This is a genomic window from Cytobacillus firmus (assembly GCF_023715565.1).
In the GTDB taxonomy this organism is placed as follows: Bacteria; Bacillota; Bacilli; order Bacillales; family Cytobacillaceae; genus Cytobacillus; species Cytobacillus firmus_C.
This window is the reverse complement of sequence record NZ_JAMBOJ010000007.1, coordinates 1-21,367: the sequence shown is the minus strand read 5'-3', so window position 1 is coordinate 21,367 and position 21,367 is coordinate 1. Positions and strand designations below refer to the sequence as shown.

The 21,367-nt window shown below is 41.1% G+C and carries 18 protein-coding genes and 1 pseudogene; 2 read left to right on the top strand and 17 right to left on the bottom strand.

The annotated features are described in order from the left end of the window. Positions 1–39 precede the first annotated feature (39 nt). A complete protein-coding gene (locus M3205_RS03970; RefSeq protein ID WP_251168748.1) occupies positions 40–267 on the top strand; it encodes a hypothetical protein in 228 nt (75 codons plus the stop codon). On the opposite strand, the gene M3205_RS03965 is transcribed toward M3205_RS03970, so the two are convergent. From M3205_RS03965 to M3205_RS03885, 17 genes are all read right to left on the bottom strand, one after another. Continuing rightward, on the bottom strand, positions 264–1,061 hold the full coding sequence (locus tag M3205_RS03965) for an HAD family hydrolase (RefSeq protein WP_251168747.1): 798 nt from the start codon (positions 1,059–1,061) through the stop codon (positions 264–266). The genes M3205_RS03970 and M3205_RS03965 overlap by 4 nt on opposite strands. After that, positions 1,058–2,167, bottom strand: coding sequence for a cysteine protease StiP family protein (locus tag M3205_RS03960; RefSeq protein WP_251168746.1), 1,110 nt, complete (start codon positions 2,165–2,167; stop codon positions 1,058–1,060). Before M3205_RS03960 ends, M3205_RS03965 begins: the two co-directional genes overlap by 4 nt. Continuing rightward, positions 2,160–3,533, bottom strand: a complete 1,374-nt coding sequence (locus M3205_RS03955) for a phosphoribosyltransferase family protein (protein WP_251168745.1) — start codon at positions 3,531–3,533, stop codon at positions 2,160–2,162. Before M3205_RS03955 ends, M3205_RS03960 begins: the two co-directional genes overlap by 8 nt. Continuing rightward, complete coding sequence (locus tag M3205_RS03950; protein WP_251168744.1) at positions 3,463–4,674, bottom strand: HpcH/HpaI aldolase/citrate lyase family protein; 1,212 nt, start codon at positions 4,672–4,674, stop codon at positions 3,463–3,465. Before M3205_RS03950 ends, M3205_RS03955 begins: the two co-directional genes overlap by 71 nt. Positions 4,675–4,793: 119 nt before the next feature. After that, complete coding sequence (locus M3205_RS03945) at positions 4,794–5,573, bottom strand: TerC family protein (RefSeq protein WP_251168743.1); 780 nt, start codon at positions 5,571–5,573, stop codon at positions 4,794–4,796. A gap of 84 nt (positions 5,574–5,657) precedes the next feature. Continuing rightward, positions 5,658–6,239 (bottom strand): TerD family protein, encoded by a 582-nt coding sequence (locus M3205_RS03940; protein WP_251168742.1) that lies wholly within the window; start codon positions 6,237–6,239, stop codon positions 5,658–5,660. A gap of 109 nt (positions 6,240–6,348) precedes the next feature. Then, entirely contained in the window at positions 6,349–6,936 is a 588-nt protein-coding gene (locus M3205_RS03935; protein ID WP_251168741.1) for a YpjP family protein, read from the bottom strand. 19 nt (positions 6,937–6,955) lie between these two features. Next, the gene (locus M3205_RS03930; protein ID WP_251168740.1) at positions 6,956–8,140 is read right to left on the bottom strand and encodes an LL-diaminopimelate aminotransferase; all 1,185 of its coding nucleotides are present in this window, start codon (positions 8,138–8,140) and stop codon (positions 6,956–6,958) included. A gap of 314 nt (positions 8,141–8,454) precedes the next feature. Next, the gene (locus M3205_RS03925) at positions 8,455–9,228 is read right to left on the bottom strand and encodes a class I SAM-dependent methyltransferase (protein WP_251168739.1); all 774 of its coding nucleotides are present in this window, start codon (positions 9,226–9,228) and stop codon (positions 8,455–8,457) included. A 129-nt stretch (positions 9,229–9,357) separates the two neighbouring features. Then, positions 9,358–9,792 carry a BrxA/BrxB family bacilliredoxin gene (locus M3205_RS03920; RefSeq protein WP_251168738.1) on the bottom strand — a complete coding sequence of 145 codons (435 nt, stop codon included), beginning with the start codon at positions 9,790–9,792 and terminating at the stop codon, positions 9,358–9,360. Between the two features lie 147 nt (positions 9,793–9,939). Continuing rightward, on the bottom strand, positions 9,940–11,610 hold the full coding sequence (gene ilvD, locus M3205_RS03915) for a dihydroxy-acid dehydratase (protein WP_396105131.1): 1,671 nt from the start codon (positions 11,608–11,610) through the stop codon (positions 9,940–9,942). A 266-nt stretch (positions 11,611–11,876) separates the two neighbouring features. Further along, positions 11,877–13,013: a conserved virulence factor C family protein gene (locus M3205_RS03910; RefSeq protein WP_251168736.1), complete on the bottom strand. Its 1,137-nt coding sequence runs from the start codon at positions 13,011–13,013 to the stop codon at positions 11,877–11,879. Between the two features lie 123 nt (positions 13,014–13,136). After that, positions 13,137–15,017, bottom strand: coding sequence for an ABC-F family ATP-binding cassette domain-containing protein (locus M3205_RS03905; protein ID WP_251168829.1), 1,881 nt, complete (start codon positions 15,015–15,017; stop codon positions 13,137–13,139). After that, positions 15,014–15,661, bottom strand: coding sequence for an HD domain-containing protein (locus tag M3205_RS03900; protein ID WP_251168735.1), 648 nt, complete (start codon positions 15,659–15,661; stop codon positions 15,014–15,016). The genes M3205_RS03905 and M3205_RS03900 overlap by 4 nt, the downstream gene beginning before the upstream one ends. Positions 15,662–15,902: 241 nt before the next feature. Beyond that, positions 15,903–16,748 carry a DegV family protein gene (locus M3205_RS03895; protein WP_251168734.1) on the bottom strand — a complete coding sequence of 282 codons (846 nt, stop codon included), beginning with the start codon at positions 16,746–16,748 and terminating at the stop codon, positions 15,903–15,905. 97 nt (positions 16,749–16,845) lie between these two features. Beyond that, positions 16,846–17,700: an amidohydrolase family protein gene (locus M3205_RS03890; RefSeq protein WP_251168733.1), complete on the bottom strand. Its 855-nt coding sequence runs from the start codon at positions 17,698–17,700 to the stop codon at positions 16,846–16,848. A gap of 9 nt (positions 17,701–17,709) precedes the next feature. Further along, the gene (locus M3205_RS03885; protein ID WP_251168732.1) at positions 17,710–20,784 is read right to left on the bottom strand and encodes a GNAT family N-acetyltransferase; all 3,075 of its coding nucleotides are present in this window, start codon (positions 20,782–20,784) and stop codon (positions 17,710–17,712) included. Between the two features lie 426 nt (positions 20,785–21,210). On the opposite strand from M3205_RS03885, the pseudogene M3205_RS03880 reads away from it, so the two are divergent. Continuing rightward, a pseudogene (locus M3205_RS03880) lies at positions 21,211–21,367 on the top strand (IS5/IS1182 family transposase); the annotation flags it as partial.

The window sequence follows — 21,367 nt, the reverse complement described above, 5'->3', positions numbered from 1 at the left end:
AGAGGAAGGTGAAACAGTATGAGGCTGCTTTTTCGAAGAGTGAGATATCGGGGAATCGATCATGATTTGGATATTATCAGGAATACGTTATGTTCAAGTTCCTTTGTATTTATAGACATTTTTTTCCTGTCAACGATCCTTGCCGTCTTCTCTTTTGCCCATAACCAGTCTATTTCCATTAGCAGCTTAATCTTTACAGGAAGCTATACCTTTTGCGTCTGTTTATTTATCGTTTTAAAAAAATGGCTGAGGGACCAGCCGGGCTAAACTCTTTCTTTAATACTATTTAAAATATTATTTAGAATTTCTTCCCCTGCCGCGGTCCCTATATTTGCAGAAGTCAAATAATGAGATGAGATAGACTTTTCAGCAGCCAGTTCGCCATGGGCTGGGACGTATGCATAATCGCAATACTTTAAAAAGTCATGGTCAAGCATAGAGTCTCCTGCTCCAAATACCATACTTGCACCTTCACGTTCCTGTATAAACTTCACAGCCTCTCCCTTACAGATGGGATTTGGCATAAAATACAGCTTTCTTCCCTGATGAGATATTCTCCACCCACAAGATTCCTCAAGTTCAGCAATTGTTTTTTTGGCTGTATCTGTCAGTTTCTCTTCAAGAATATAATAAAAGAAAAGATTTTCTGCCATTTTTATTTGCCCATTCAGCTCCAGGCTTTGTGATTTGTCCATCATTTCCTCAAGCAAAGCACATTCTGCCTTCAGCCGCTTTCGAACTCTATCCGACCAATCTTTGAGAGTTTTTCCATGATAATGGATGTTTGCGCCATTGGATGTGACAGTGTATGGAATGTTAAGGTCATCCTGAAAAATAAAAATACGCCTATATTGTTCATACGTTCTTGTTGTAACAGGCACAAAGAGCATTTGAGCAGATAGCTCTTTCAGTAATTGCCGAGCTTTGTCTGACATAAAGGCAATTTCCCTGCCATCTTTACACTCTGCACTTATTAGACCTTCTCCTGACTCCCCAAAATCAGCAAGTGCTTTATTTGAGTAAATGAGTGTCCTGTCCAAATCTGACGCAAACATCCTCATGATTTTTCTCCTGCCTTTTTAATTAATCCGCAGCAGGTATAACTCATATCAGGATAGTGAATAATCTCGACATTCCTCTCCCTGGCCAGCATGACAATATGGCCAACATATGGACTTTCCGGATCCTTCATCAGAATTTTCCACGGAAGCCTTCTCAGAAGAACTCTGGTAGTTTCACCAACTCCCGGTTTTACAAAGTTAATGTTTTCAATATTAAATTCTTCTTTTATTCTCTGAATCTCTTCCATCCCTTTAAAGCTAACTCCCCCAGGGTTTTCCATAACCCTTTTAGCAAGCTCGAAAGCTTCCTGCTTAATTGCCGGGAACTCTTCTGTTATGCTTGAGAGATATAGGTTTGAAACATCTGATTCCTCCAGCTCACTGTAATATTTGGCTCCATGGAAATCTTCCGGTCCTATTAGGGATTTATTTAATACTGTTCTGCTGACCAATCCTGAAACTGTTGAATTGAGGCAAGCACTTGGAATGAGAAAATCTTCCCTCGTTCCATATAAAGTGGTGCAATAACCAGGATCAGCGAGAACGGCCAGCGTATCATCAAGGGGAACACCATAAGCATCATGGAATTTTCTGCAAGCCTTTGTTAATTCAATGGAAATAGCCCCTTTTCCTGTCCACCCATCCACAAACTGAATTTCGCAGCCGGGATGTGACTTTAAAATATGTTTTATCGCATTTTCGTCAATCCCCCGATCCCTGATTATAGAAATGCTGTAGTGCGGCAAATTCACACCATATACTTCAAAAAGATACCTCTTAATCAGGATTCCTACAGGTGTCCCTGCCCTTGCGAGGGACACCAGCACAGTATTCCTGCCTTTTTGCATCCAAATCTGCTCAGAGACCGCTCCTGCAGACAAAGCGGTTTTCCGTTTGTACTCATCAAGTGTTTGCCAAAACAGGGTGAGATATTGTTCAGGCGGCTGGTACTCAATAGGAAGTGTTTCACTATAATGCTGGCCTGATTGAATGTTTTTTTCTCTTTGCTCAACCGTACCTTCTAGTGAATATCCGCTTAAATCCTTCAGTAAAAATACAACATCATCTTTACTATATGAACCAAATTTATCAGCAATTCTATTCATTTCTTCCACCTCCGTTAAAGCAGACAACTTTAATGTTCTGTATATATTTACTTAATTGATTGATAAAAGGCATTAGCGAATCTTTTTCCGGTTCTCTTTCAAAAAACAGGAATGCTTCTTCATAATAATTCTCTGGAACGTTATAAATGAATTGTGCCATTTCAGAGTCTTCAGGATTTTGAAAGGATATCCCGTATTGCGCTCCATAGTCTTTAACATTTCTGACAAAAATAGGACTGCGTGTTGTTGAGTGAAATTTTATGCCTTCACCCATTAATGAAGCTAACTTCATTGGGATATACATGAACTCCCCGGTTCCAAGACACAGCGTTTTCCTTCCATCCCGTCTTTGAGATAGAGATTGGCCGATCTCGTCTAATGTCACTTCCAGTTCAGCCTGGCGTTTGGCATCCAGCCCGAAACGGCCAGAATCTTTTAAATAAGCAGCATTTCTGATTTCGCCATTTAAAGTAACCGATGGTTCATTCACCCTGCTTAATAGTTCAGGGAATTCTTTGTTTATATGAATATAGGAAATCTTTGCAGTATGTCCTTTCGGTTCGTCCTCTGACTGGCCTATGTGCACTTCCGGGGTCCCCTTAACTTCGATCTCCCCTTTTAGCAGAGACACATTGTTAATAATAATGTTCAGCTCTTTTTCCAAATCATCAAAGTGCATCTGATCGCTCTGGGAACGCCAGTCCAGGATGGAGACGACTGTATACACTCTTCTGGGAAAGCGTTCATGAATGGAGCGGATGATATTAATGGCTGTTTTTCCTGTTGTCATCTCATCATCAACAAGAATAATCTCTCTCCTATTATCCAAAAGATCTGCATCAGCATAGCATCTGTGTGACGTAGCATGAGAATGTTCTTCTTCAAATGTTATAACTGAATTCTGATTTGCCAGCTGCTCTCTTGTTGTATGAAAATAATCAGCACGTTTAAAAGATTGAAAGAAAGCATGTCCAAGTGCAGTTGCAGTTTCGGCGAATCCGATAATTACCGGGTTATGGTCTTCTGTAACAAAAGGACTGCTGCTCCTTTTCCTTGAGCCTTTTTTATAAGCTGATAAAAGCTCTCGGGCCATTCCCGTCTCCTCTTTCTTAACCTTCTCTATATATCGGCTGGCAAGCAATTCTCCTGTCAGAAGTCCAATCTTCGGTTCAATAGGTATATGTTTCCCGAGTACTTTGCTGACAAATAAGAAAGACCTTTTCTTATTTATTCTTGCAGCCATGACAAATAAATCTTCAGGGAGCAGCTCATAAGGATTTTCAGTTATATGAATATCAACGGTTAATGAGTTGAGTATCTGAATGGAATGTTTCGTTTTTGAGTAGGTCAATGTATGTGATCTCATCCTGCAGCACCCCGTATACTTCTGATTTCAATAATATTTTTTTAGCCCAATATAAATGTGGTTTGATTTCATTCATTTTGTTCTGGTAATCGCTTTTCATAACCCCTATTTCCCCCCCGGCCTGACGGGCGATGCTCTGTGCATCCAGGTACTCTTCAAGTGTTACAGTATTCAATGCCTGTACAGCTCTAATATGGGTTGGATGGATAATGGTTTTTCCAGTCAGACCATTTGAAATGTCCATGGCAATTTCTCTAATGAATCCATCCATATGCCGATCAATTAATTCTGTTCTCATTTTAAGGCCATCCTGTCCCAGACGCTCCCTGAACGGCGTTTGCCTGATCTGAGGCTTAAGAAGACGCTCTTTTGAAGAAAAATATTCCCAGACCGGACCTGAAATGACATATGGCTGCTCCGCTCGCAGAAAAATATTAATAATATCTGATATGCAATCTCTAATAACAGCAATATCGTAAACTGTGGTATCAGAATTTCTTCGTATTCCATAAAGTCCACTAAAATCCGTAGCTCCAATCCTCACATTTAAAATCAGCCCAAAATATTGGTCAAGCACTCTCTTTATGCCGACCAACTCTTCAAGCCTTGTTTCTTTTTGGATAATTTCCTTCGTTTCCAAAATTGGCATAGCATATAAACAATAACCATTAGAATTTAGTTCTTTAATTTCTGTTAAAATTTTGCGTCCTTCAGCTGGGGAAAACTTAGGCAGGACAAAACCGGTCAGGACATGCATTCCATTCGGGATTCTGATTTTGAGTCTCATAAGCTGATCATAGCTTCTAATTCGCACAAAAATCAAAGGGAGATCTTCTTCATCACAAAGACCTTTCACAAGGTCTGAACTCAAATTTTCCAGTTCCGAACAAAGCAGATCCTCTGCCTTTTCCACTTCTTCATCACCAATTGCATCTTCAAGGCAAATAACCATGGATGAAAGACCAGCATGCTTTTTTGACAGCAGATCCTGGTGAATATTAGGCCTTGTCGCCGGCATATATAAAGTTGCCCCAAGAGCATATGATAATAGCTCTCTGTCGGATCTCTTGTTAAAATAGCCAGGCTTTTTATAAAACATATTATTTATTTTTTCACCCGGAAGATCGGAAAATAGTCTCATTTTCGCAGCTCCATTCCTTCACTAAAATACTACTTTCTTCCTTTTTCATCCAAAAAAGATAAAAAGAAAAGGGAGCGGACAAGTGTCTGTTCCCTTTCAAGATCTATGCAGTTACCTATTTAGTTTGACCCTTGATCTGCAGCTTCTTTTTTGGCATTCCTCGCATGTACAATAAAAGTAATAGCAAACACGATAACCAATACGATAAAGAAGTAAATATGGTCAATGTGAATACCAGCCGCACTCGCAATCATCTTTGCAGCAATAAGAAGGATCAGAATATAAGAGCTGGTTTCAAGCTCTGGTACCCTGTCGATCAGCTTCAAAAATACGCCAGCTACACCACGCATCATGATAATACCAAGCATACCGCCTATTAACAGCACCCAGATTTCCTGGCTGACTCCTAGTGCAGCCAAGATACTATCGATTGAAAATGCAATATCCATTAATTCAACTGCAATGACTGTTCCCCAGAAAGTACCGAAAAGGCGGATTAATAATCCTCTTTGATTGATGCCTTCTATAGCATCTTCATCGCCTTCTTCCTCAGCCTGCCTCTTATCAATAAAATACTTAATGGCAAGCCAGGCCAGGTAGGCAGCACCTATAACCTTGATATACCAGAATTCAATTAAAAAGACACCGATGCCAATTGCAATAAATCTGAAGAAATAAGCACCTAAAAGACCGTAAAAGAGAGCTTTCTTCCGCTGTTTTTCCGGCAGATGTTTTACCATTACAGCAAGAACAAGCGCATTATCAGCAGATAATAGCCCTTCCAGAATGACAAGTGTACCTATCAGTGCCCAGCTTTCGGGCTTTGATAAAGCTTCAACCCACATTTCCCAGTTAAAAAACTGGGAATATGTATGTAAAATAGATTCTAATATTTCCATATCAAATTATTCCTCCCACTGATGATTGCTTTCATATAAAAGACCCGGCATTGCCGAGCCTTATTAAGCAAATATACCTCTTATTTATCCAACCTGTAAACCGAAATCTTTTGCCAGTGCAGCCAATCCACCTTGATATCCGCTTCCAATTGCACTGAATTTCCATTCTCCGTTATGTCTGTATAACTCTCCAGCTACAAGTGCAGTTTCAATAGAGAAATCTTCGCCAAGGTCATAGCGGATCAATTCTTCACCTGTGTCTTCATTCAGAATTCGTGCATAGGCATTTGATACCTGTCCAAAGTTCTGATTTCGGGCTTCCCCGTCATGGATAGTGATTGTAAATGTTATGCGCTGAATATTAGCAGGCACACTCGACAGGTTAATTTTCACCTGCTCATCATCACCATCCCCTTCGCCTGTACGGTTATCACCTGTATGTACAACAGCACCATCAGCACCTTTTGTATTATTGTAGAAGACAAAGTCGCTTTCAGAAGTTACTTTTCCAGTATCTCCAAGCAGGAAAACGGAAGAATCCAAATCAAAGTCATTTCCGCCATCATATTTGTTTGTATCCCATCCAAGTCCAACTACTACCTTACTCATTCCAGGATTTGTTTTTGTTAAGTCAACTTTTTGCCCTTTTGATAAGCTTACTGCCATCCCAATTCAAACCTCCATTATGTAGAATAAATGTATTTACGTTATAAATCATGGAAAGTTTCATAATCCATAAAAAATTTTTTTCACATTCGGGGTTTATTTCAATTTTTTAACTCATCCATTTTGGTGGAGTGTTTTTGTTCCAGTAAATTGATCCGAGTTCATGGTGAGCCTGAAATTGATCATGGTGTGTGTGGTAATGAAAATTAAACCAGTACCCCTGTTGAGGTGGCTGGTCCCTTCGTACATGGAACCGAATCACATCTTTATTCGTCATGCTATTGGTGATATGGAAGATTTTTTCCGATAATCCACCTCCTGGAGTTTCTGTAACTTTTAATTGTGCAAGGCTTTCCTCAGGAAATTGTAATGCCACCGCCTGGATGGCTTTCTGAATTTCCGGAAGGATAACCTCGTTAAATTCATCTTCGATAACTGGACCTATCTTTGCACCAAATTTCTCATACGATTGTGACTCAGCCTCTGCAAGCATTTGCCTGACAAAGTCCTCTTTATCAAAATTACTATTTTCCTCTTCAGCAAGTTCTGCGCCCTTCTCTGAGCTTTCCACATCAGAAGCTCTGGAGGATTTTAACTGATTCGTATTTTCATAAAGGAATGCTTGAGAAGGTGTGACGAGGCCAAACGTTAAAATGGTAACAAGAACAACAAAGGATTTCCTCAGCCAATTCGGCATCTTTTACGCCCTCCTTCTCCTAAGTAATAAAGATTTTTTTAAATATGCCGCTGACTTCAATATTAAGGGCAGCTTGTCTTAAAACATCTTCGGGCTGTACAAGAGCAATCCGGACGTACCCTTCTCCCCATTGCCCAAATGCATTTCCAGGAGTTACGACTACACCGGCCAGGTTAATTAAGTCAATCGCAAAATCCCTGGAGCAGCTGTAACCGGATGGGACCTCGGCCCATAAAAACATCGACCCCTCAGGTCTGCCGATGTCCCACCCAATCGTTCTCAGTTCTTTTATTAATACATCTCTTCTTTTTTTATATGTCTCTCTCAAATCCTGCAAAAAACAAGATTGATCTTTCAGTGCTTTCACCGCAGCTGACTGAACCGGCAGGAACACCCCGTAATCCAAATTGGATTTGAAATTGGCCAGCAGCGCAATAAGATGCTGATTACCCGCTGCATATGCCACCCTGCAGCCGGCCATATTAAAACTTTTTGAAAGTGAATTCATTTCAATCCCTACATCAGCAGCACCTTCTACAGCCAAAAAGCTTAAAGGCTTTTTTTCATAATAAAGTTCCGAATACGCAAAATCATGCAATACAGCAAAACGGTATTTCTTTGCAAGCTGGACCGCTTGAAGAAAAAGATCCTCCGTTGCCATCGCGGGAACAGGATTTCCGGGGAAGTTTAATATCATTAATTTCGTGTTTACAAGGATTTCTTCCGGGATCTCATTAAAATCAGGGAGGAAGCTGTTCTCCTTTTTTAAGGGCATTCCGTACATTTTTGCACCAGCCATTGCTGCACCTGCTGAATAAGCAGTGTACCCGGGGTCAGGAACTAGGATATAATCCCCTGGATTACATAGAACCATCGGCAAATGAACGAGCCCATCTTGGGATCCCATTAAAAGCTGCACCTCTGAAACAGGATCGAGATCCACTTTAAAATTTCGTTTATAATAGCTGCTGACTGCGGTATGAAATTCATTTGTACCTGCTAAAGAGTACCTGTATTGCTGTGGATCACGGGTTCCTCTTGATAATTCCTCCATTACAAAAGCAGGAGGGGGCAAATCAGGACTGCCAATACTCAAATCAATCACCGGAAGACCGTCTGAAAGTTTCGAATTTTTAAGTTGGGCCAATTCGGTAAACACACTCTCTGTGAAAGAAGCCATTCTTTTTGAAATAGGAAATTCCATCTTATCATTCCTCGCTATGTATCTCGATTCTATTTTTTTATTATACTTCTTTTTCAACTAAATTTAAATTGATTTCATGAATCGGCAAGAAGAACAATAGAAATGTAGTAATACATTAATTGGCGGATTAATATGCAGCAAAGCGGGGAATAATAAAACAAATCAAGTAAGAAGAATGAAAACGAATAAGGGGGAAATGATCATGGATTGGTCTGTATTCTTTGTCATTGCAAGTCTTTTACTGATGGCTTACTTTGTTTATTTGGCCATTGTGGATTAAATAAGAAGGTGCCAAAATTATCTGGCACCTTCTCTTACCCTTCAATAACGCCAAAATGAAATTTCGATGACTTTCTTTCAATTACTTTGAAGCCATATTGAGCAAATCTGGAGCTTCTAAAGTGATCTTTCAGGATCACCCTTTGCCTTGCTGCCCGTTTTGCATGAAATATAATTTCCTCCGACAGATCCTCATAGACAGCAAAGTTCCTTAAAGCTTTAATCCCTTCTGATTCAAAGATTTCTTCTTCAAACATAGGATCAAAATAGACAACATCATAACTGTCAGATGGCAGTTTTTTTAAATAAGAAAGGGCCATTGAGGCTTCCACTTTTATTCTTCCCATAGCCTGATTCATACTCTCTAGCCCGGAGTCCCATTGCCTGAGCCCGTTCGCAACGAGAAAGGAAAGGTATTTATTTCCTTCAAGTCCTGTAACTTTACCTTTTTTGCCAACAGCAAAACTGGCTGTTATGCTGTCAGAGCCCAGACCGAGGGTACAATCAAGAATACTGCTGCCTTCTTTAAGACTTGCAGCCTCAAGAAAAGGATCACTTTCTCCTTTGAGGAGGCGCTTCACTCTGAACATTGCTGAACTGGGATGAAAGAAGAACGGCTGGCTTTCACCAATCGGATAAAGTTCCAGCCGTTCTTTTCCAACTACTATACAGTCTTCAGCAACTTGCTTTTGAATCGCTTTTACAGATCTTTTATTCCTGTCGATGTATGTTGCTCCTAATTGTTCTGCAATGTTTCTTGCTTTTTCTTTCATCACTTCAGTGGTGCGCCCAGAAGTTGTAATAATCATTTATGTTCACCTGATTTTCCTATGATTGCTATAAAAAAAGGGTGCCAGCAGACACCCAGTTTTGTTTAATCTAATTCTTTTCAAGGATTATTGTTTTTTGTTTATGAATACAGCCCTAAACAAATATTCTCAGCAGTTCGCCTCAAAAGCTGCAAGAAGGTTCTCCATGATTCTTTCCATAGAGTGGTCTTCGATATCATGGCGGTGAATGAAGTGCACAACTTCCTTCCCTTTTAAAAGAGCCATAGAAGGTGATGAAGGCTCATATCCATCAAAGTACTCGCGCATTTTAGCTGTTGCTTCTTTGTCCTGTCCGGCGAAAACCGTCACCAGGTGATCAGGTTTCTTTTCACTTCTTAATACAGCCTGTGTTGCTGCAGGGCGGGCAAGACCAGCCGCACAGCCGCAAACTGAATTCACGACAACAAGAGCTGTTCCTTCAAGCCCTTCCATGAATTGCTCTACATCTTCTGAAGCCGTAAGCTCTTTAAAGCCTGCCTGTACAAGCTCCTCACGCATCGGCTTCACCATTTGTTTCATATATTCTTCATATGCCATTGACATAAGATTCGTATCCTCCTTAACGTGCAGTTTGTAAAGTAAGCATACTATATCGTATGATCTTAATGCAATTTTTCTATGCCGGTTTTCGTATATGGCAGCTAATTCAAAGAAAAGCCGGTCTTTTTAGGACCGGCTTTCTAAATATACTTAAATTTTCATAACGCCGCCTGTGCTGGCGTTCGTCACAAGCTTCGAATAACGGGCAAGATAGCCTTTTTTAACCTTTGGCTCGAAGCCTTTCCAATTGGCTTTGCGTTTTTCAAATTCTTCATCTGAGATTTCCAGATTAATTGTACGATTATTCAGATCCAGTTCAATGATGTCTCCATTTTCTACAAATGCAATAGGCCCGCCTTCAGCAGCCTCCGGTGATATGTGCCCAATACTGATGCCGCGTGAAGCACCCGAGAAACGGCCATCTGTAATCAGGCCAACTTTTGCACCCAGGCCACGGCCGACAATCTGTGAAGTCGGTGCAAGCATCTCCGGCATTCCAGGGCCACCTTTTGGGCCCTCATAACGAATGACAACAACATGCCCTTCCTGCACCTTGCCAGTAATGATTCCAGACAGTGCATCTTCCTGTGAATCAAAGCAGATGGCTGGTCCTCTGTGATATCCGCCAACTGACTCATCTACTGCTCCCACTTTTATAATGGATCCCTCAGGAGCTAGATTCCCAAATAAAACCGCCAGCCCTCCGCGTTCAGAGTGGGGATTCTCAAGCGTCCGGATTACATTCTTATCCTGAATCTCACTGCCGGCTACATTCTCCCTTAGCGGCTTTCCGGTAACTGTCAGACAGTCACCATTCAAGGCGTCCGGCTTTTTAAGCAATTCATTGATAATTGCACTCACCCCACCCGCATTATGAACATCTTCAATATGATAATCTGATGCTGGAGCGATCTTGGCTAAATGAGGAACCCGATTGGCAATCTCATTGATTCGTTCAATCGGATATTCAATTTCAGCTTCGTGGGCAAGCGCCAATGTATGAAGAACTGTATTAGTTGACCCGCCCATTGCCATATCCAGCGCAAATGCATTGTCAATTGCATCAATGGTAACAATATCACGCGGTTTGATGTCTTGCTTGATTAATTCCATCAGTTGCTTGGCTGAACGTTTAACAAATTCCTTTCTTTCTTCTGATACAGCCAGAATTGTGCCATTTCCAGGAAGTGCAAGTCCCAGTCCTTCTGCAAGACAATTCATTGAATTCGCAGTGAACATTCCTGAACAGGAACCGCAAGTCGGACATGCTACCTGTTCGATTTCCAGGAGCTTTTGTTCGTTTATCTGGCCGGATTCAAAGGCGCCCACACCCTCAAAGACCGAGCTTAAAGATAATGGGTTACCGTCTGAATCAACGCCGGCTTTCATAGGGCCGCCACTGACAAAAAGGGTTGGAATATTAACCCTTAATGCACCCATCATCATTCCGGGTGTGATTTTATCGCAGTTCGGAATACAGACCATTCCATCAAACCAGTGGGCAGAAACAACTGTTTCAAGTGAGTCTGCAATGATTTCACGGCTTGGCAGAGAATAGCGCATGCCGATATGGCCCATCGCAATTCCATCATCAACACCAATGGTATTAAATTCAAATGGAACGCCACCTGCTTCACGGATTGCTTCTTTTACAATTTTACCGAATTCCTGCAAATGTACATGTCCAGGAACGATATCAATATAAGAATTGCACACAGCAATAAATGGTTTTCCGAAATCTTCTTCCTTTACTCCGGCAGCACGCAACAGGCTGCGATGCGGAGCCCGGTCTGTGCCTTTTTTGATCATATCACTTCTCATCTGTGAGCCAGTCATAGTATGTACCTCCCGTTTTACCCTAGATTCATAATCTCTTATTCTTTGGAAAAGATTAACTTACCTCCTGTCCCCTCCAAATATTTTCTTTCCAATATAGACCCTTTTTCGGATAATTTCAATAATTATTACAAATTTAATTTATTTTTTCGCTTTAAATGGATGAAACTGTAATGCGTGTAAGTTTTAAATTAATCATTTCCGATTAAAAAACCGCTGCAGATTCTGAAATCTGAGCGGTTTACTTAAAATTATTCCTCACCTTTGTTCCGGGATTCAGTCATTTGTTTCCAAACAGAACCTTTTGCTTCTTCTCCCTGCTCAATTCTCTCAATAGCCAATTTAATCTGCAGGCTGACTTCAAATTCCGGGTCGTCTTCTGCAGCCTTCAGAGCAGGCAGGGCACTATCATCACCCACTTCGTAAAGGAACATGGCTGCACGCCAGCGTACAAGCTTACTGTCATCCTTCAGAGCTTCCTTCATGGCGTCCATTGCTTCTGCAAACCCTATGTCTGATAAACAGTCTCCGGCTGTTCGCCTTACCGTGACGGTTTTATCCTTCAATGCTCTATACAAAAGCGGCAGGACTTTTTTATCCTCAATCATCCCGAGATAAACTGTCGCAAGTCTCCTTATTGAAGCCTTCTCGTCATTGAGAGCTTTTTCCAGAACAGGCAGGTCCTCCAGTTCTGGATTATCCATCTGTTCGAGTTTTTGGTAACGCTCCCGCCAATCCGGGGAATCCAAATCTTCGACTGAAAGTTTCAGAAGAGCACGCACATGCTTATCCTCCGCTTTATCCGGACTTTTAGCCATTGTCACAAGGGTCTGGAGTCTTCCCTCAGGATAGGCAGCCATTAATTCCTCTACAATATCATGACCAACTTGGTCAAAGTCTCCGTAGCGGACCCCAAATTCCTTCCACTTGCGGACCATCACAACATTATCGGCAGGATCCTGAGCTTTTGCAACAGCATTAATAAAGTGTTCAGGAAGTCCGAAGCGCTTTTCTTCCGTGCCGTCAGTCAGCTTCACCTGCATCGGAATTCCTTTGTACATTTGGACTAATACTTGCACTTCACCAAAATGTTCATCAATGCTGTTTTCTTTAGTGCCATCATTTTCCACGTCTTCGCCAAATGCAGATCGAACTTGAGGAAGCAGCTCCTTCCAGTCATATTTAGCATTTCTTTCTACTGCCAGGAAATCAGCAACATGGTAAACTCCTTTTATGCCATCGATCTCAAGAATATCAAGGATGATCTGGGGAGCTCCTTCATATTTATCTTTTTTATAATTATTGGCTTTCCCCATTGGAAGCTCTTCATCAAGAATAACCTTCATTGTATTAGGACTTGGTGTTGGTTCGATTGCTTTTATTCTCAAAAGTATCACCCTTTTTTATATATTCACGCTGGTAACTGATTTTATTTTAACATAAGGAATATTTCGAGGCATATCAGCTGTTTTAAATATGAAAATAACCCGGAGATTTCCCCGGGCATATCATTATTCACTTTCTGCTGCTTCTGATAGATAGCTCCATCTCTCTATCAGATGTTCCAGTTCTTCATTCAGTTTCGATTCCTCTTCTACTAATGCCTGGCCTTTTTCAAAGTCACTGCCGATGCTTGCCATCTCTGAGGCAATCGCTTCGAGACGCGTTTCAGCAGACTCAATCTTTCCCTCTATTTCTTCCCATTCCTTTTTCTCTTTATAGCTCATTCTCTTTTTCTTCGGTTTCGTTTCCCTCTTTTTTTTAGGGGCATTGTCTATTTCCTGAACCGGTTTGGCATTTACGCTTTCAAGAAATTCACTGTAATTTCCGTAGTAGGAGTCAATCTCGCCTTCTCCCTTTAACACAAGCAGCTGTTCAGCCACTTTATCCAGGAAGTAACGGTCATGTGAAACAGTAATGACTACGCCAGGAAAATCATCAAGATAATCCTCGAGAACCGTCAGGGTTTGGGTATCAAGGTTATTGGTTGGCTCGTCAAGAAGGAGAACATTTGGTTCAGACATTAAGATTTTCAGTAAATAAAGCCTCCGTTTTTCCCCGCCGGAAAGCTTGCGGATAGGGGTGCCATGAGTATATGGCTGAAATAGGAAACGTTCCAGCATTTGAGCTGCAGAAATAGTTTTTCCATCTGAAGTTTCAACTACTTCAGCTGTTTCTTTGAGATATTCGATCATACGCTTACTCTCATCCATATCTTCGCTTTCCTGGGTATAGTAAGCTACTTTTACTGTCTGACCAATAATACGCTCACCTGAGTCCAGCGGAATCCTGCCTGCCAATATGTTAAGGAGCGTGGATTTCCCTGTCCCATTTCTTCCAATAATCCCTATTCTGTCCCCTGGTTTTACGAGAAGATCAAAATGATCCAGAATTGTATGGGAGCCATATTTTTTTGTTGCGGCTTCGAGTTCAAATACTTGTTTTCCGAGACGGCTGCCGCTTAAGGACATATCCAATTTTTCAGAGGATTTAACTGAAGCAAGCTGGCTGTCAAGGGCATCAAATCGCTGGATCCTTGCTTTTTGCTTAGTGGTACGGGCTTTTGCACCTCTCCTGATCCACTCGAGTTCCCTTCTGAACAGATTTCTCTGCTTTTCAATAGTGGCTGATTCATTTTCCTCTCTTATCGCCTTGGCTTCAAGGAATGCAGCATAATTCCCCTTATAGCTGTAAAGATTTCCGCCCTCAAGCTCAAACATTTTATTGGTAACCCGGTCCAGGAAATAACGGTCATGTGTTACTAGCAGCAGTGCTCCCCGATATTTCCCCAGATATTCTTCCAGCCATTTAACCGATTCAAAATCAAGATGATTGGTCGGTTCGTCAAGAATCAGCAAATCTGGTGACTGGATCAATGCTTGCGCCAGCGCAACCCGTTTTTTCTGACCTCCTGAAAGCTCACCGACTTTTCTGCTGAAATCCTCAATGCCCAGTTTAGTAAGAATTGTTTTGGCATCGGTATTAACTTCCCAAGCATTAAGTGTATCCATTCTTTTTTGAAGTTCAAAAAGACTTTCCTGGACAGATAAATCTTCAGGGTGCAGGCTAAGCTCCAGCAGTGCCTGTTCATATTCTCTCTGCAGCACAAGAATTGGCGCATCTCCTGCAAATACCTGCTCGAGAACGGATAAATCATGGTTCAAATCAGGCTGCTGTGCTGAATATGAAATGGTGTAATCTTTCGGTTTGACTATTTCGCCGGAGTCTGGCAGGTCAACTCCCGCAATCACCTTCAAAAGGGAGGATTTTCCTGTACCGTTTACTCCGATTAGCCCTGCCCTTTCTTTTTCGGCTATTGTAAAGGATATATTCTTAAAAAGTTCTTTCTCCCCATATGTTTTTGTTACATTTTCCACAGAAATCATCTTCATGCTTGACCATTCCATTCTTTAAAAAATTGATGCAGAAACCGCTCCATTAGCTCGTGACGCTCTTCTGCCAATTCCATAGCAGTGTCCGTATTCATCAGATCTTTCAGCTTCAAAAGCTTTTCGTAAAAATGATTGATGGATGACGATCTGCCATTCCGGTATTCATCTTCAGTCATTTCATTTCTTATTTCAAGAACAGGATCATAAATCAATTGTCCTTTTTTGCCTCCGTAGGCAAATGCTCTTGCAATTCCCACTGCACCGATTGCATCCAATCTGTCCGCATCCTGTACAATTTGGGCTTCTGCGCTTAAGATCCTGGTGTTATGGCCGCCTTTAAAGGAAACTGCATCAATAATTTCCTTAATGGAGCTGGACGCATCGTCTGTGATTCCGAGTTCCTTCAGAAAGTCAGACAGTTTCCTGTCACCTGCTTCCACGGTAATGTTCAGCTTTACATCAGATATATCATGAAGCAAGGCTGCCATTTCAATTAAGAATGGATCTCCTTTTTGTTCCTTTTCCGCTATGTAAAGAGCGTTTTTTCGAACCCGCTCAATATGATGCCAGTCATGACCGGTTGAATCATCCCCGAGTGTATCCCGGACAAATTTTTCAGTTATATGTATAATATTTTCTTTCATTATTTCACCCGCTTTCAAACTCCACTGTCCATTTTAACATTAGTGTCAAAAAGAAACGATAGCAATGGATCCCCCTTTCAACGTTGCCCGTTAATTGCAACGAGAGGCTGCTCACTCCAATCAACACAGTAAATAATATTCAACTAGCAAAAACCTTACTAAAACAGCCAATTTAAATAAAAAACAAAAAAGTGCAGAAAACCAGTATTTGATTTCCTGCACCAGAGCTTATATTAATTTATTACAGGCCATTCAGCCAGCTGATGCCGAGTGTATGCTCTCCTGCGTGGACGCCAATGGTGGCTCCTAAGGAGTAGCAACCAAATTCAACCCCCAAAAATTCTTCCTGGAGTTCATTCTTCCATATATCCGCTTCTTCAGGATGCAAACCGTATAGGATAAATACTTCCTTCAGCGGTTCTCTCTCATGAGCGCTCTTCAAAAGCTTCACAATTTTATCTTTTGCTTTTCTCTCACTTCTTGCCTTCTCCCTGACGCTTAATTCTCCATCATGAACTGAAATAATCGGCTTTACATTAAGCATGCTTCCCAAAAAGAATTGAACTCCGGACATCCTGCCGCTTCTGTGAAGCTGTTCAAGACTGCCGATCAGGACATAGGTTTCTCCTGTATCGCGGAGCACCTTAAGCTCGTTGATAATGTCTTTAGTATCCACTCCGGCCTCTGCCAGTTCCATCCCCTTTAGGATCAATCTTGTTAAAGGATATGATAATATCTTGGAATCCAAGCTGTATACCGGTATATCAACCATCTGGGCAGCCTGTTCACTGGAAGAAACCGTTCCGCTTAGCTTTGCCGATACAAGCACAGCGATGATACAGTCATAATCCTTCTGCAGATTTTCGTATAAGTCCCTGAAAGCACCAATGGATGGCTGGGAGGTTTTAGCCGGCGTTTCCAAGTTTTTTAACCTTGCATATAGTTCTTCAGGTGTTAAATCAACACCATCTGTGTATTCACTTCCATCCATAATGATCGTCATTGGAATCTGGTACAGGTCTGGGTGGTTTCTTAACTCATTATTCAAAAAAGCCGTGCTGTCCGTTACCCATGCAATTTTAACCATTAAAGATGCCCCCTTTATGATATTTATACGTATATGTATGTAAATAAGACTATTTGAAAGGCTGGAATTGAAAGTTTTCTCTCCCAGCCCCCTTGTTCTATGGCAGAAAAGGCTCGATTTTAGGAAAAACCTTTATAGCAGTATTATAGAAAACATCCTCATGATACTCTGCAGGGATGAGCTCTTTTATAAATTCGATATAAGGGCCTACAGGCGCAAGCGGCCAATCGGTTCCAAAAAGCAATTTATCGTAAGAATCCGCGAACACTAAAGCATGCCTAAGATGGTCCAAAAATCTACCTTCACTGTACTTCTTCAATTCTTTCACCGTTCCCACAATAAGGCCTGAAAGATCGGCAAAGACATTCGGATTTTTATATATGATTTCTGCTCCGGTCAGCGTCCATGGATCTCCAAAATGAGCCATCATGAAATTGATATTCCGGTGTTTAACTGCAACCTCGTCAATAGCCATGGGATGAGAATACTTAAGCAATCCCCTTTCCGAATAAGTATCACCTGTATGAAATACAACAGGAACTCTATATTTTCGAGCGAGCCCATACACAGGTTCGTATACTTCATCATAGGCGTAGAAAGGATAATACCCAAGATAAATTTTAATACCCACAACAGCAGGCTTTTGCAAATCTTCTTCAAGCCTTTCTAAAGCCTCTTCATTGAGATCATATGGATTGACGCCGGCACAGTAAACAATATTAGCCGGCGTCTTGTCTTCCAGATCAATCCCCATCGGTGTTCTTGCTTCATAATCCGGAAAGCCCATCTTATCTGTTTCAGTAAGTCCCATGGCGATGCTCAGAACTACATTGGCATCACGGAAATCCTTCTGGTGCCCATTATATGAATAATCTACAAATGAGAGTTTCTCGGCAGTATGATGGAATGATTTTATATCAGAAAAATGAATATGTGCATCTATGATTTTCATAATTTCTCCTTAGCGAAATTCCAAATAATGCAGGTTATTAAGGGTTCTGCCCTCGAAGCTTCTTTCATCAAAGACAACAAATCCCGGTTTGGCCAATGGTGCTGCACTCCTTTCAGAAATAACTTCGAAAGCTTCTTTATTCATGTATGCCCCCAGTAATTCTGCATCTTTACTTTTTATTACATACATTTTTTCAGAAGAGCAGGAGCTGCTAATATGGGATCCGTCAATATTAACAAAAGATTGCTCCTCGACGCCAGCCTGATAGGCTGATTCAGCACCTTTGTCACTTATTGTAAGAGTTAGATCCTTCAATGAGCTTCCTGATATAAATATATCTGTTATCCATTTTTCATTGAACAGATACTTTCCTCCTGCATCGATCACTTTTACCCAATAAGCAAGTATTGGCACTCCCGGCAATAGCGCGAAATACTGTGTATATTCAAGGCCTCTCCAAATGGAGTGCTGAGCAACTTTAGTATGAATGGCCAGTACTGACCATTCATTGTCATACGAATCTTTAACATTGATAAATTCAGCAGAAGATTTCTCCTTTAAGAGCGAAAACACACTCATTTGCGATGGAATAGTTTTCATGCCGCCAGCCCATGGATTCCACCATCCCTTTGCAACCGGTTCAGGAAAGGAAGAATCCAGCCATTCATTTTCTTTATAAGATAATGAGAATAATCCAGGATAAAAGTCTGGTGCTGCTTTTAAGCTAATAATGCCGTTATCCATTGAATATACAGTCTTGCCGCTCTGCTTTTCGGTTACTATACGGATTGCACCCCTGGGCATCAGCAGCAAATCATTTGCATGCGTCTTACCACTATCAAGTTTTATCTCGGCTTTCACAAGAGATAAGGGTTTTATGCCTTCAATAGGAAAATTAGCTCTATATTCCTTCAGTTCCTGTTCCTGGCTGAAAGCTGCAGATAGTTTTTTATCTTCATTTAAATAAACATCTATAGTGCCGTTGAGATAACTCGAACGATGAGTTTTAAGAGTAAACTCCGCTGTTTCCTGGTCCTTTAAAACTGGATTTCCCCTATTGATAACTAGCGTTTTTTCATTCTTTACTATTTTTTCAGGTTCAGCAGTCACACCTGCAAATTGCTGCATTTCTTCCCATGTTCGGAAGGCTCCTATGGATAAATAGCAAGGGGCCAATACCACTTGCTGCCCCGGTTCAAGACAGCCAGTTTCCTGCTGATAATAAAATTGCCACCCATCCGGATTCGACTTCGCACTATTTGGCCAGCAGAATCCAATCGGCTCACCATTATGATTGTCGAAAAACCAATTTCCGGTTATACTTTCAGCTGATATCTCCATAAACCCCAATTCTTTCACATTAGAAAACTCTATCACTTCATTCTCTAGCGGAAAATATGGATTCTGCATTTCATGATATAAGGGCTGGCTTAAGAACAAGTTTTCATATCTTTTACTCCCTTCATTTGTCAGTTCAGACCAAATTTTCACAAGGCCTTCACCATAAAGGGAGGTATACAAGGCTGCAAGAATTCCTGGAAAAGCTTCAGACTTGAAAACCAATTTAAAAGTGATGGCCGTATCATCTGTGAACCACTCTGCTTCCCGAGGCTTTGCCTTTGAAAACTCAGTAGAATAGGGCTTGCCAAGCTTAGGAACAAAGAACGAAAAAGGCTGGTTAACACTATCGTTCCTGCCGGCTGTTATTTTATAATCCAATTTCCGGATATTTATCTGGCAGATCCCATTGCAGATATGCCAGTAATCTTTTGACTCTCCTCCAAATTTCTGACCGAAGCTTTTAAGGGGAATGCCCACCGGCCTGCAAGTAAAAGAGAGTTCTTCCCCATTCTGTGTTAATGCCGAGATAGACATTTCCGGCTGATAGAAGCCATATTTTTTCACAATAAAAGGCACCTTCAGCAGCTTACGTTCTTTGTTGCGGAGCTGTATTCGATATTCCTGCTTTTCTAATTCAACCAGATCACATTCAGGAAGAGAAAGATGAAATACTGCGTCTTCCTCCAGGTTGTTTTCTACTTCCATTTCCAATTCTGATTCCTGATTTAAATAGCTAAGATTCACTTTAGAAGCTCCTGTTATTTTGGCTGGCTGCTTAGGAAGAAGTCCAAGGCGCAATTCACATTCCTCACCATTTACCCAAACCTTTACATCCAATGAAGGGTGAGTTTTCCAGACACTGGGCTCTTCCCCTTCGTGCACAATGAATTGTCCGGCAAATACAGCATCGCTCTCAGCTGTCAAATCGTGTTCGAATATTGCTTCAACTCTGCCTTGATTATTCCCTTCGGCCTTAAACGAAGCTGGATTTCCTGTTTTATTTACAAGTTTGAGCTTAAAGTTTTGAACTGCATTTTCTATAACTTCATGATTATCCATAGATAATTCTATAAGATAATCATTTGTTTCTATTAAACTGATTCCTCTGCCAGTCCTTTCAAATCTCACTCTTGCAGATGCTTCCCCGCTTTGCCATTTATACTCGTAAAATGTAAAGCCATTTTCTTTGATCCCATCCGGCTTCACATCGATATCTCTCAGACTGCTGCTATACCAATCAAGCTTCTCCAGGATAGGCTTTAAAAGCGGCGTCTGGTGAACAGCGGGAATGAAATTCATTAAATGGGTTGTATCATCCCGGTCTTCCCAGAAGAAGCCGCATTTTTTGTAAAGCGGAACAGCTTTCACATTTCCAGGCCATGTATATAAATCAAGGCGCGGCCAGCCCAATTCAATAGTCTTTTGCAGCGCTTTAAGCACTAGCATCTTTCCGATTTTCCGGCCGTGGTAATCCGGCCTTACATTTAATAATGGGATATACAGGGATCCCCCATCCTCTTTATATTCCGATAGTCCGCAATAGCCTACGACCTCTTCACCATCAAGGGCTAGGTATAAGGTAATATTTCCGTTATTCGCTTCCTTTGTTTTTACTTGCTCTTCTGTCATTACACTAGTATCTCCGCCCCAGCTGTCTCTGCTCAGGTTCCACATTTTCGCAATTCCTGCAGCAAATCCCTCATGATACTCTGCAATGATTAATTTGTCTGTGTCTTGAATCATTCCTTCGTCCTCCTGACTAGGTTACGTCTTCTCTACCCTTCTCCAATTCTTTTTTCGCAGTGATAACTTTAATCATTTGCCTCTCCTCCTTTTGATTGTATTCGGAATGTTTTTCCATTCCTTCTTAATCGTATTATCAGAGCATTGGAATGTAAATATAAACTTGAATTTTTTGTAAAAATTCTAATACATAAGGTTCTTTTCGATTATTGTTTACGACTATCAATCTTGCCGTTGATTTCCGATCCAATCAACTCAATAATAAGGTACAAAAAGCTACAAACCTTGTAAAAACAGTCATACCAAAAAACGCCTTGCTTTAACTAGCAAGGCGTTCAGACTGTCGACAAACTCGATGAAAATCGTACTTGTCGACAGTCTTTTTTGATTTAAAATAGAAGTAATACAATGCTTGAGGTGATTAATATGCTTTCTAAACATAATCCAATTCAACGAGATCAAATTGAAATGATTGCACTAGACGAACTTGTACCAGCGGATCATTTGGTTCGCAAAATTGAGGCAGCGATTGATTTCTCATTCATCTATGACTTGGTAAAAGATATGTATTCAGAAGTAGGGC

What these genes read in the sequence shown, in the direction of transcription:
- M3205_RS03965 (WP_251168747.1), bottom strand. Translation starts at nt 1,061, where the DNA reads ATGAGGATGTTTGCGTCAGATTTGGACAGGACACTCATTTACTCAAAT.
- M3205_RS03960 (WP_251168746.1), bottom strand. Translation starts at nt 2,167, where the DNA reads ATGAATAGAATTGCTGATAAATTTGGTTCATATAGTAAAGATGATGTT.
- M3205_RS03955 (WP_251168745.1), bottom strand. Translation starts at nt 3,533, where the DNA reads ATGAGATCACATACATTGACCTACTCAAAAACGAAACATTCCATTCAG.
- M3205_RS03950 (WP_251168744.1), bottom strand. Translation starts at nt 4,674, where the DNA reads ATGAGACTATTTTCCGATCTTCCGGGTGAAAAAATAAATAATATGTTT.
- M3205_RS03945 (WP_251168743.1), bottom strand. Translation starts at nt 5,573, where the DNA reads ATGGAAATATTAGAATCTATTTTACATACATATTCCCAGTTTTTTAAC.
- M3205_RS03940 (WP_251168742.1), bottom strand. Translation starts at nt 6,239, where the DNA reads ATGGCAGTAAGCTTATCAAAAGGGCAAAAAGTTGACTTAACAAAAACA.
- M3205_RS03935 (WP_251168741.1), bottom strand. Translation starts at nt 6,936, where the DNA reads ATGCCGAATTGGCTGAGGAAATCCTTTGTTGTTCTTGTTACCATTTTA.
- M3205_RS03930 (WP_251168740.1), bottom strand. Translation starts at nt 8,140, where the DNA reads ATGGAATTTCCTATTTCAAAAAGAATGGCTTCTTTCACAGAGAGTGTG.
- M3205_RS03925 (WP_251168739.1), bottom strand. Translation starts at nt 9,228, where the DNA reads ATGATTATTACAACTTCTGGGCGCACCACTGAAGTGATGAAAGAAAAA.
- M3205_RS03920 (WP_251168738.1), bottom strand. Translation starts at nt 9,792, where the DNA reads ATGTCAATGGCATATGAAGAATATATGAAACAAATGGTGAAGCCGATG.
- ilvD (WP_396105131.1), bottom strand. Translation starts at nt 11,610, where the DNA reads ATGAGAAGTGATATGATCAAAAAAGGCACAGACCGGGCTCCGCATCGC.
- M3205_RS03905 (WP_251168829.1), bottom strand. Translation starts at nt 15,017, where the DNA reads ATGAAGATGATTTCTGTGGAAAATGTAACAAAAACATATGGGGAGAAA.
- M3205_RS03900 (WP_251168735.1), bottom strand. Translation starts at nt 15,661, where the DNA reads ATGAAAGAAAATATTATACATATAACTGAAAAATTTGTCCGGGATACA.
- M3205_RS03895 (WP_251168734.1), bottom strand. Translation starts at nt 16,748, where the DNA reads ATGGTTAAAATTGCATGGGTAACGGACAGCACGGCTTTTTTGAATAAT.
- M3205_RS03890 (WP_251168733.1), bottom strand. Translation starts at nt 17,700, where the DNA reads ATGAAAATCATAGATGCACATATTCATTTTTCTGATATAAAATCATTC.
- M3205_RS03885 (WP_251168732.1), bottom strand. Translation starts at nt 20,784, where the DNA reads ATGATTCAAGACACAGACAAATTAATCATTGCAGAGTATCATGAGGGA.